The sequence below is a fragment of the Bacteroides sp. 41_26 genome (assembly GCF_949740115.1).
Lineage (GTDB): Bacteria > Bacteroidota > Bacteroidia > Bacteroidales > Bacteroidaceae > Bacteroides > Bacteroides nordii.
In genome coordinates this window covers 131,886-144,020 of sequence record NZ_CATJGZ010000087.1, presented here as the reverse complement: position 1 = coordinate 144,020, position 12,135 = coordinate 131,886, and the positions used below count along the sequence as shown (strand labels likewise).

6 protein-coding genes are annotated in these 12,135 nt (G+C 39.8%); 5 read left to right on the top strand and 1 reads right to left on the bottom strand.

Annotated elements, in window-relative coordinates; translation table 11 throughout:
• Positions 1-48: 48 nt before the first annotated feature.
• Positions 49-1,185: a hypothetical protein gene (locus QX565_RS13435; protein ID WP_002558375.1), complete on the bottom strand. Its 1,137-nt coding sequence runs from the start codon at positions 1,183-1,185 to the stop codon at positions 49-51.
• A gap of 448 nt (positions 1,186-1,633) precedes the next feature.
• On the opposite strand from QX565_RS13435, the gene QX565_RS13430 reads away from it, so the two are divergent.
• The 5 genes from QX565_RS13430 (at position 1,634) to QX565_RS13410 (ending at position 12,028) form a co-directional block, all read left to right on the top strand.
• Positions 1,634-4,702 (top strand): SusC/RagA family TonB-linked outer membrane protein, encoded by a 3,069-nt coding sequence (locus QX565_RS13430; RefSeq protein ID WP_223381604.1) that lies wholly within the window; start codon positions 1,634-1,636, stop codon positions 4,700-4,702.
• Positions 4,703-4,722: 20 nt separating this feature from the next.
• Positions 4,723-6,534 (top strand): RagB/SusD family nutrient uptake outer membrane protein, encoded by a 1,812-nt coding sequence (locus QX565_RS13425; protein WP_229105787.1) that lies wholly within the window; start codon positions 4,723-4,725, stop codon positions 6,532-6,534.
• Between the two features lie 21 nt (positions 6,535-6,555).
• Complete coding sequence (locus QX565_RS13420; protein WP_289293017.1) at positions 6,556-7,707, top strand: SusE domain-containing protein; 1,152 nt, start codon at positions 6,556-6,558, stop codon at positions 7,705-7,707.
• A gap of 72 nt (positions 7,708-7,779) precedes the next feature.
• A complete protein-coding gene (locus QX565_RS13415) occupies positions 7,780-9,522 on the top strand; it encodes a carbohydrate-binding protein (RefSeq protein ID WP_122201427.1) in 1,743 nt (580 codons plus the stop codon).
• Between the two features lie 208 nt (positions 9,523-9,730).
• On the top strand, positions 9,731-12,028 hold the full coding sequence (locus QX565_RS13410; RefSeq protein ID WP_122201514.1) for a glycoside hydrolase family 76 protein: 2,298 nt from the start codon (positions 9,731-9,733) through the stop codon (positions 12,026-12,028).
• Positions 12,029-12,135: the final 107 nt, after the last annotated feature.

The window sequence follows — 12,135 nt, the reverse complement described above, 5'->3', positions numbered from 1 at the left end:
ATATGCTATTATATCAATGTACCATTGACATAGTAGTACATTGACACATTATTCTATCTTTTTTGTAAACGCGCGACGACGTTTATGTTGTTCCGTTTTGAAGTATTCCCACTGAGCTTGTACTTTCCCGTTCATCTCCAACTCAGGGTTGCTTTCTGCAAAGATAAAACCTAATTTTTGATAAACCGGAATTAAATCGGAAAATAACAATGCGTTAACACCTTTATTTTGATACTCCGGTTTCACGGCTACAAGCAACAAATCAAGCATTTTTGCCCGGCGTTTCATAAACAAGGCCTTTAATAAATAATACCAGCCAAAGGGTAACAAACGGCCATGAGATTTTTGCAAAGCCTCTGAAAGTGAGGGCATTGAAATACCTACCGCAATTAACTGATCATCGGCATCTGTGATAAGCGTTACCATACGCAAGTCAACAATCGGGAGATACATCTTCACATATTGGTCTATCTGACGTTGTGACAAAGGTGAGTAACCGTACAACGGACTATAAGCTTCGTTCATTAATTCAAAAATGGCTTGTCCGTACTCGGCAGCGATTTTTTTGGATGAACTGTATTTTTTTATTTTGAGATTATATTTTCTTTGGATAAGTTCAGAGATACGTTTGTGTTTGTCCGGTATGGCATCCGGAATGTAGATTTTATATTCCACCCAATCGGCATCTTTCTCATATCCCAGTTTTTCCATGTGTTGCGGATAGTAGGGATAGTTGTAAATAGTTGCCATCGTACTGAGCTGGTCATATCCTTCTATGAGCATCCCTTCTGCATCGAAGTCAGTAAATCCTAAAGGTCCCTGGATATGCGTCATGCCTTTGGCTTTTCCCCACTCTTCTACCGTTTTCAGTAGAGCAGAAGAAACCTCAGGATCGTCAATAAAGTCAATCCAACCAAAGCGCACGTCTTTCTTATTCCATTTCTCGTTGGCTTTGTGGTTGATGATAGCGGCAACACGTCCTACCAGTTTATTATCTTTGTAGGCCAGAAAATATTCAGCTTCACAAAATTCAAATGCCGCGTTTTTCTTTTTATTGAATGTGTTGAGCATATCGTCGAAAAGATCGGGAACAGAATAAGGATTGCCCTTGTACATTTCATAATTGAAACGAATAAACTTTTTTAGCTCTTTCTTTCCGGATACTCTTTTAATTGTAATAGCCATAATTTGTATTTATTTGAGTTGCAAAGATACGTGATAATCTTTAAATTACAACGTGTGAGCTGCAAACTCTTTCTCTGTCAGTATTACTTTTTTGAGTGCTTTCCACCCGGGGAGGTACGTCAGGTGATGGTTCTATCGAACTGATGTTGTATTTAGCGGTATTGTGTTGATTTGTAGACATGGTGTCCTGGTTTGTGACTTGTCTCCAATAGTGCAAAAAGTGTCTCCAATAATGCGTCTGTTATCAGAGGACATTTTTGGCATAGGATGGAGCTTGGGTGTCTGCAACTTGCTTTATATTTGTGACGGTTAAAACTAAAAAATGTGCTATGAAAGACAATTCCAGTTAGCTTCCGGATGCTATCATATTATTATTTTTTTGAGTTCTTATTTTATATAAATAACTCGTGTGAATAATATTAACACCTTACAATATAACTTTAAATTTATGGATATCAAATTAAAATTGAAGCATCTGCTTCTTATGTTGTTTCTATTGAACATGGGAATATTGAATGCACAACAGAAAATCAAGGTGACAGGTCAGATTGTCGACAATAATCAAGAGGCGATTATTGGTGCAAATGTTCTTATTAAAGGGACTACCATTGGTACTATTACTGACTTTAATGGTAATTTCACACTGGATGCCAATATCGGTTCCGTATTAAATGTAACTTATTTGGGATATGTTCCGCAAGAGGTCACTGTCACTGCACAGCAGCCTATGGTTATTACTCTGAAAGAAAATGCCCAGGAGTTGAATGAAGTTGTTGTGGTAGGTTATGGTACGCAGAAAAAGATCTCTACGATTGGGGCACAGTCGGGTATTAAAGTTGTGTCCGAATTGAAACAGCCCGTAGCCAATCTTTCTACTGTTTTGGCTGGCCGTGTTTCAGGTATTGTAGGATTACAACAGACCGGTGAACCGGGAAATGATGCTGCGAATATTTGGGTACGTGGTATTGCTACTTTAGGAGGTACGTCTCCTTTGATTCTGGTAGACGGTGTAGAGCGTTCCATGGATGACTTGAATCCGGAAGATATCGAATCCTTCTCTATTTTGAAAGATGCTTCTGCTACGGCTGTATATGGTGTACGTGGTGCAAACGGTGTTATCATTATTACAACGAAAAATGGTGAAATCGGTAAACCTCGTATTCGTGCGGAATATACTTATGGTTTCACCCGTTTTACTAAGTTACCGGAGTTGGCCGATGGTATTACTTATATGCAATGCGCCAATGAAGCTGCTACAACCCGTGGTAAAGATCCTCTGTTTTCTGCAGAAAAGATCGGAATGACTGCTTCTGGTTTGGATCCTTATTTATATCCGAATGTAGATTGGTATGATCAGATTTTTAATGATTGGGGGCATAACCAACGTGTTTCTGTCAATGTAAATGGCGGTTCTGAAAATGTTCAGTACTATGTATCTCTGTCTTATTATGACGAAGCAGGTTTGTTTAAGGTAGACAATATGCAGGATTATAAGTCGGAGATAAAATACTCCCGTTATAACTTTAACTCCAGTTTGAATATGAAGGTGACCCCTACTACAAACCTCAAACTTAACATTAAAGGAAATATGGCGGATAAGAACTCACCTTATGTGAAGTCTGACGATATCTTTTCTGCTGTATTCCGGATTCCGGCTATTCAGATGCCTGTAATTTATCCGGGTGATAGAGTTCCGTTTCTTTCTACCGGTGGTGGTTTGATGAATCCACTTGCTGAATTGACTAAGAAAGGATATAGAAGTACGACTCACAGTAAGGTAATGGCTGATTTGAGTCTGGAACAAAAATTGGATTTCATCACAAAAGGATTATCTTTCAAGGGTATGTTTGCTTATGATATTGAGAACAAAACATACCTGAACAGAACGCGTAGTTATAATACATACTGGGCTGATTCTCGTGATGAGAATGGGGAATTAATTATTGTACAGCAAGGTAACTCTGTTGATGAGTATTTAAAGCTGGAACGGGGTACGGATAAAAACCAGCGTAAATATTATATGGAAGCGGCTCTGAATTATAATAGAACCTTTGCTGATGCCCACACTGTTACCGGTATGCTTCTTTTCAATAGAAGTGACCGTTCGGATTTGAACTCGAATTCTTTGACTTACTCACTGCCTTATCGTTCACAGGGTTTGGCCGGGCGTGCTACTTATTCGTTCAAAGATCGCTATATGGCAGAAGTGAACTTTGGTTATAATGGTTCTGAGAACTTTACTCCGGGTAAACGTTATGGTTTCTTTCCTTCATTTGGTGCCGGTTGGGTTGCTTCCAATGAGCCTTGGTTTGAACCGGTTTCAGATGTTATCAGTTTGTTGAAAATACGTGCTTCTTATGGTCAGGTAGGTAGTGACCAGATTAAAATAGGTGATACCACTTATCGTTTTGGTTTTTTGTCCGAAATGAGTTCTTCCAGTAATGTATATCAGTTTGGACTTCCTAATAATACGTATGGTGTGACGGGAGGAAAAGATGTTTCCAAGTATGCCGTAAATGTGGGATGGGAAGTTTCTACAAAAGCCAACCTCGGATTGGACTTGGAGTTGTTCCGGGGGGATCTTACTTTAAACTTTGATGTGTTTAAAGAAAGACGTGAAGATATCTTTATACAGCGTCAGTCTATACCTGCAACAGCCGGAATTAATGTAGTTGTTACCGGTAACCTGGGTATTGTAGAGAATAAAGGTTTTGAGGTGAATGCCGATTTTAATAAGAGATTCGGTGACTTTATCTGGGGAGTAAAAGGAAATCTGAGTTATAACAAGAATAAGATCATTGAAGACGATACTCCTTCCAAACCTTATCCATGGATGGAGAGTCGTGGAACTTCTGTTGGTCAGCGTTTAGGATATATCTGTGATGGCTTCTATACAGACGATGATATCAATAATCCGGATGTAGCGAAAACGGTAGAACCTGTAATGGCTGGTGATCTGAAATATCGTGATTTGAATGGCGATAATGTTATTGATGATTATGACAAAACTTATATTGGCAAAGGTACCGTTCCGAATATCGTATATGGTTTTGGTACTACTGCCGAATGGAAAGGATTCTCTTTAGGTGCGTTCTTCCAGGGTGTAGGTAGCTGTGATATTTTTATGAATGGTACAGACTTTGTTCCTTTTGAGAATGCTACCGCCAGAGGTAATCTTTTCTCTAACATCACTGACCGTTGGACGGAAAATAATCCAAGACAAGATGCCCTTTATCCCCGTTTGGCGATAAGCGGAACAAATCAGAACTATGCAACAAGCGATCACTGGATTAAAAATGGTGCATTCCTTCGTTTGAAAACATTAGACTTCGGCTATACGATTCCTAAAACAATAACCAGTAAGTGGCATATTTCTAATTTACGTTTTTATGTACTCGCTACCAATGTTTTCACTATCTCTGGCTTTGATATGTGGGATCCGGAACTTGGTAACGGTACCGGTACTAAATATCCTAATATCAGTACCTATAGTTTAGGTTTGTCATTCCAATTTTAAATAAAACAAAAGATATGAAGATGAAAAGATATATTATAGCTTGTTTATTAGCAGGTTCAGGGGCATTGATGACTTCTTGTGGCGATTACCTGGATATTGTGCCCGATAATGTGATATCTCTGGAAGAAATATTCAAAACACGTAAAGGAGCAGAAGAGTTTCTAAATACAGCCTATGCCACTCTTCCACGGGAGTGGGACCCAACCGACGGTTGTGCTGCTATTTGTGATGAGATGGATTTTCCCTGGGCTGAATATGAGGAGAACTCTATCAATGAGGGAGGTATGAGTCCTTCAAAAGGATGGAGACAGAAATGGGGTGGTTATTATAAGGCCATTCGTACGGCTGCCACTTTTATCTCTCATATAGATATGTGTCAGGATGTTAACATTACCGACAAACTGAAAGCACAATATAAGGCAGAAGCCCGTTTCTTGCGTGCTTACTATTACTTTTGCATTTTCCGTTGGTATGGCCCGTTTGTAATTATGCCTGAAGTAGAGGTAGACGTAGATGGTTCTATTGATGAAATGAGTATTCCGCGTAGTAGTGTGGATGAGTGTGTACAGTATATTTATAATGAACTGGAGAAAGCATGTAATGAAGGTTTGCCTGATTGGTATGAAGAATCTACAGACTATGGTCGTGCTACTATAACTGCGGCACGGGCTATTCAGTCTCGTCTGTTGCTTTATGCTGCCAGCCCTCTGTATAATGGTAACACTGATTATGCTAATTTCAAAGATCAGGATGGCAACCAGTTGGTAAATCAGACGTATAGTGATAAAAAATGGCAAGATGCAGCTAAAGCGGCGAAAGCCTTTATTGACCGTTATACAGATCGTTTTGCTCTGTATACGGAAAATAAAGAAGACGGTAGTATTGACCCATATGCCTCGTATCAACAGCTTTTCCTGACAGGATGGAATAATGAGATAATCTGGGCACGTAACAACTGTTCTTTCTGGTCTTTTGAGGCAAATGCTCCCCGGTTCTGTAACGGATGGTCTGGCTGGGACCCTACCCAGAATATTGTGGATGACTATTTTACGTCTAAAGGCTTGCCTATCGCAGATGAACCTTATGCAGACAAGGATCCTGACTACACTACTGAAGGAACTTGTGCCACAACAATAGGTTATGCTCCTAAAGGAACTTCCAATATGTATGTGAATCGTGAATCGCGTTTTTATGTATCTATCTGTTTTGACAACAGTAAATGGGTAGCTACAAAGAATGCAGCAACCTGCGAACTTTATTTTGGAGGAAATACAGGACATACAGGTAAAACTCGTAACTATTCTACAACCGGATATATTCTTCGAAAATACAGTAATCCTTCGGTAGACTGGAAAAATAGTCAGAATGTGTCCAATCGGCAACAGGCTCTTTTCCGTTTGGCAGAGATTTATCTGAATTATGCCGAAGCTCTCAATGAATGTGAAGCGAGAGATGTGGATGAGGTTTTGAAGTATGTGAATAAAGTTCGTGAACGTGCGGGCCTTCCGGGGTATGGTGATGGTCCTGAATTTATCATGCTGAAATCAAAAGAGAAAGAAGCCATCAGAGAGTTGATTCGTCGGGAACGTCGCATCGAATTGGCTTTTGAAAATCATCGCTTCTATGATGTACGTCGCTGGAAGATAATGGAAGAAACGGACAAATGTATTTATGGGCTGAATATTTCCGCCACCCGTCCTTTGTTCTATCAGGTGATAAAGACAGAAGATCGTCCTCATGATTTCAAATACTATTTATGGCCTATCCCACAGAGCGAAATTTATAAGAATAAGCGTCTGGTACAGAATCCGGGATGGCAGGCTATTGACTAATAAATACCAAAGAGTACAGTTATGAAAAATATATTCAGTTTTAAAAATTTAGGATTATTATTGTGCAGCTGTTTGGCTGTGAGTTGTTCGGAGGATGAAACAACACCTGTTACTATTGGCGATTTTCAGGTATTAACTCCTGATTTGGAAGTTACTATTTCTTACACGGATACTGATCCGGGAGAATATGTAGATTTGTCTTGGGATCGCGCAAAAGCTTCGGATGGTACAACGGTCTTTTATGAAGTACAATTTGCCGGTAAGGATAAGAACTTTGATACTCCTTCAATGACTATAACACCGGACAAACTGGGTTATGCCAATGTTGTTCAGCTGTCGCAACAACAAATGAATATAGTTGCAGAGCGGACAGGGATACGTCCTTTACAAACTGGTGAGATCTATTGGCGTGTACGTGCCATCACCGGATTGGTGGAACATGTCAATTCTACAGTACGTACAATAAAAGTAACCCGTCAGGGAGGATTTGCCGAAACTCCCAAAGCGATATTTGTATATGGTGAAGCTACAGGGCAGAGCGATATTGCCGGTGCAATTCCTCTGAAACAGACTACAGATAGTGAGTACGAAGGTTTTATGAAACTGGGCAATGGTACATATTCTTTTGTAAATGCCAAAGAGGGAGATATACGTAGCTTCAGAGCTGATGGCACTGACCTGGTAGAAGATGATAATGGAACGATTGAAGGTAACAATAAGATTTACCATGTTGTACTGAACTTTACCAAAGCAACCTGTACTATAAATGAGGTTAAGTCTTTCAATCTTTGGTGGGTAGACAATACTTTGGAACCGCTTACATTTGTTGGTAACTCTACCTGGGAATTGACAAACTACGAATTGCAATGGGTAAAATTCGGTAGAGGAAAAAGTCAGATGTACAAATTCCAGATGATAGAAACGGATAAAGATGGAAACGAAATAGTTGTGCCATTCGGTAGTTATAATAAAACTCCGCCGGCAGAAAACCCTACAGAAACTACAGCGCTGGATTACTGGACGATGGACATGGTAGATCCGACAGCTACTATCGGAGAATATACCTTTAAGTTCAATCTCTCTTATGAGGCTCAGTTGGTTGATATCCGGGTAATGCTTCAACCCGAATCGGAGTCTTATTTCCACTCTGTAAAACTGAGTGTAACTGAATAAATAAAGAAGTAACGGAGCCTCTTTCCTGTAAGGAGGAGACTCTTTATATATTGACTTATAAAATTTGCTATTATGAAGAAAAACTATCTTGATTTTTGGAGGAAAGGATTAACATTAGGCGGTATGCTGATGTTTACAGCTTTCAGTACATTTGCTTACGAAGTGAAAGTAGAAGCAGAAGATGCATTTGATTTTTATCATTCGGGAACGGCTGTTAAAGTTGATACTCCGGCGGAAGAGACAACGGCTTCAGGTGGTTCTATTGTGGCTAATATGGCAAGTAATAACGCCATTGCTTTTGAGTTGACTGATGTACCGGCTGATGGTACTTATGACCTGTCAATTGTTTATTTTGGTACGGATACGAATAGAAAATGCTATATTAAAGTAAACAAACAGAAAAAGAGTATTGTCCAGTTCTCTGAAAAATCTGAAGATACAAGTTGGAACGGAACAAAAGGGAATCCGGCAACTATTGTTACCCAGGTTTATCTGAAGGCAGGTACCAACCGTATCGAAGTCGGAGCTTATGGTGGTTATGCTGCTAATTTGGATTATTTTACAGCCACTGAGTCAGAGTTATCTATTCCCGAACCTAAAGATGAAACGTTCTGTTTGGAGTGGGACTATACCGATGAGGCTGCAGTAACAATTGATGGTGTTTCTAAAGAAGAAGTTTATAAAGCAATTGACAATAATGAAAATACTTCATTAAAGGTAAATGCTGATGATTTGGAGATGATTATAAAGATTGTTGATACCGCTTCTCCCAATATTGCTGTTACGGGTGCTTTAGTGACTCCCGGTGATGAAAATACAGGTGATGTGACAAGCTGGAGTGTACAGGCTTCTTATGACGACGGAGCTACCTGGGAGTCTACAGGCATTGGTTTTGTCGCTGCAGAGAATGGAAGTGTTTATCGTGCAACTTTGAATGCCTTAGCTGCTACCGGAACTAATCTCTTTAAATTAGTAGCCAGTGGAGAAGGGGTTATTGACATTAAGGAGTTTCAACTTTTTGGTGTACCTACCGGTAAAGATACTGATACGGCAAAAAGCTCGGGATATCCGAAGGATTATACCGAAGCTGTTCCGGAAGAGGGTGCATTGATTTGGACAAGCTCAGTAAACGGTATTAAAAATGAGGAAGTTAAGAATCTGTTTGATGATAACTGGGCAACAAAATTCTGTCAGACAGGTACCAAGACAATGTCTTTGGAATTTACTACAGCAGAATCATATTCAGAACCTTTGGATATTAAGTCATTTACAATGACTACCGGTTATGGAAACTTTGAACGTATCCCGACAGAATTTACCTTGTATGGTCGTCAATATGATGACAATGGTAACCCGTTGGCTTGGGAACAAATTAATAAATATTCATTTGCTCCGCTTCCAAGTGCCCGCTATACTTGTTATCGTTTTTATGTTGATATTGCTGAAGGTAAACAATATTGGGATTTCAAGTTAGATATTACTGCCATTAACGGTGGAGGTGATATTCAGTTTGTGCAGTTACAGTTTTTGAACTCAGAGCAGACACCTGAAAGATTCCCGAATTCCGGTCCTGGTGTTGGAATCACAACTCCTGTTGCCAACGAGAATAATACAGTAGTGTCTGCTCAGGATGGAGCTATTGCTATCTCTGCTCAGGAAACTACGGTATATAAAGTCTATACAACTACCGGTACAATGGTAGCTCAGGGCACTGTTGCCACTTCTGGCAATGTTCCTGTACAAGCTGGTTTATATGTTGTTGTAACTACTAATGACAGTGGGAGTCAGACAAACAAAGTCTTGATCAGAAAATAATGCGGAAAGCTTAGAGCCTGTTTAAATTTTCCTCAGCATTCTTTTGAGAGGAAAATTTAAACAAACTCTTATTTTCTCAGACTCTAAAAAGTAAAGTACCGTTCCACAGCCATTAAGTGAGGACTTTTCTGTGATTATAACCGCAGAAACCATTCTTTGGTTGTGGAACGATATTTTTATTTTTAAATCTATTTATAACAACATCTATATGTATATAAAATCGATTATTACACGAACGGTATGCGGTCTTGCCTGCTGTGTGTTTCCTTGCTTGAACTTACAGGCACAGGAAGTGGTTGCCTATAATGACCTGACAGATTTGAATCTGAATATAACGGTCAATTATGGAGATCAGAACCTGATAAGCCATCTGATTGATAATTCACTGACTACGGTTTATACACTTGATAAGTTTGACGGAGCCTGGTCTATTGATTTTTATTCTCCGGTTCCTTTGGTTGTTACGGGAGTTAATCTTGTGAATGCTAATACAGGGAGAGAAAATGACCCGAAGTCCTGGAACTTAAAATGTTCGGAGGACGGACAAAATTGGGGGAGGGCGGTACAAGGAGTGAATGCTGAGACTTTTGCAGATGCTTATACCGCTAAATACTTTTCTGTTGGAAGAGAACTTGCCCGCCAGTGGTGGCGTATCAGTATAACTGAAGTGAATGGCGGAGAGTCTTTAGCACTATCGGAACTACAGCTTTTGGGTTTTCAGGTTAGTAATGATCAGCTGGTAGATCTCAGCGAAGCTACTATTAGTTCTTCATATTCGCCGTCAGAAGGAAAACTGGAAAATCTGGTTTCGGATGATATGAATCAGGGAGTTGTTTTTCGTTCTGTCAATGGTGGGTATATTCAGTATGAATTACCGTCTGCTATCCAGTTAAAGAGTTATCGTATCTGTACGGGAACCAATGGGAATGCTCCGCGTAGCTGGGTCTTGAAAGCTTCTAACGATGGTGAGCAGTGGGATGTTTTAGACAGGCAGACTAACCGGAACTTCTTTAATGTTCCACATTCCTCAATGGAGTTTTCATTGACCGATCTTAATCGAAAAGTACTTGACTGGTATGACCTTGCTAAATTGTCTCATGAGGCTTTGAATACCCGTTACTGGGATAACACCAAACAATATTATTTGCAAAAGAATAGTATTCCGCCTCATACCGGGTTTAATTACTGGTGGATGGCCCATGCTCTGGATGCCTTGGTAGATGGTTATCAACGTAGGGTGGAAGTTGGCGGTTCACGTGGTGAATTACAAGCTTATCAGTTGAAGATGAATCAACTCTATATTGGTGTTCCTCGAAATAATACTTCAAAAAAAGATGCCTGGTGGAATAGTTTCTACGATGATATGGAATGGATGGCCATTGCTGCATTAAGAGCTTATCAGACTACGAAGGAACAGAAGTGGATGGATGTAACGACCGAACTTTATGACTACATAAAAGGGGGATGGACCGATGTGCATGGTGGAGGTGTGATGTGGGAGAAAAATAGCCCGAATTCTAAGAATGCCTGCTCCAATGGCCCTGCTATGATTCTGGCTGCTCGTCTTTACAGAGAAACCGGTAAACAGGAATATCTGGACTTCGCTACAAAAATTTATGATTGGATGTCAGTATCGCTGGTCAACGAATATGGGGGTGTTTGGGATGGTTATGGTAACTATAACGAGGGAATGCTCCTGACTTATAATCAAGGTACTTGGTTAGGAGGCTGTTTGGAATTGTATAACATTACTCAGGATAAAAAGTACTATTATTCTGCACTGACTACCGCTAAATATGTAGTAAATGATCGGAAACGCTTCTCTGCTTTTGGTGTTTTGAAAGGAGAAAACTCTGGTGACGGTGGGTTATTCAAAGGTATCTTTATGCGTTATCTGGCTCAGATGATTACAGACAATGTACTGGATGAAGAGACAGAAGAAGAGTTTACCAGCTTCTTTCTTGAAAATGGTCTGTCTTGTTATCACGCTGCCATGTTGAAAGGAGATAATTTAACTTTCGGACATAATTGGGCCGAACTTCCGGAGAATACTATCACCGACTCATCCATCCATCTTAGTGGTATTATGCTTTATGAAATGATAAGCAATCTGGAACGTAGCGGGAAGCTGGCAAAGCTTTTTGATAAGTATGCCGCAAACCGGATGAAATCCTACAAATACTTCCGCCTGGAAGAATTGGGACGCCGGGATAATTATAATCTGGAGCTATCTAAATTCCAGTTACTTTCGGATACTTCGGTTGGCTTGGAAAATGTGCTTTCCGATCTGAAGCCATATTCTGTAACCATAGAAGATAAAAGATTAAAAGTTGTAGTGAAAAATGGGAGTGGCGGGAGTATTTGTATCTATGATTCCGTAGGAAGATCAGTATGGAAAGATCAATATTTTAGTGGAGTTTATGAGAAGCAACTTTCTTTGTCGGGATTGCATGTGATACATATACAGACAGATAATGATTTTTATTCAGCGAAATTACTTTTTTGATCGGAAATGAGCAAAACTCACCACAGAGTAGCACAGGTTCCACAGAGTACTATTTATCTGATAAAACGCGAATTAACACAAATGAACGCAGATTAAAAGACTGTAGT

What these genes read in the sequence shown, in the direction of transcription:
- QX565_RS13435 (WP_002558375.1), bottom strand. Translation starts at nt 1,185, where the DNA reads ATGGCTATTACAATTAAAAGAGTATCCGGAAAGAAAGAGCTAAAAAAG.
- QX565_RS13430 (WP_223381604.1), top strand. Translation starts at nt 1,634, where the DNA reads ATGGATATCAAATTAAAATTGAAGCATCTGCTTCTTATGTTGTTTCTA.
- QX565_RS13425 (WP_229105787.1), top strand. Translation starts at nt 4,723, where the DNA reads ATGAAAAGATATATTATAGCTTGTTTATTAGCAGGTTCAGGGGCATTG.
- QX565_RS13420 (WP_289293017.1), top strand. Translation starts at nt 6,556, where the DNA reads ATGAAAAATATATTCAGTTTTAAAAATTTAGGATTATTATTGTGCAGC.
- QX565_RS13415 (WP_122201427.1), top strand. Translation starts at nt 7,780, where the DNA reads ATGAAGAAAAACTATCTTGATTTTTGGAGGAAAGGATTAACATTAGGC.
- QX565_RS13410 (WP_122201514.1), top strand. Translation starts at nt 9,731, where the DNA reads ATGTATATAAAATCGATTATTACACGAACGGTATGCGGTCTTGCCTGC.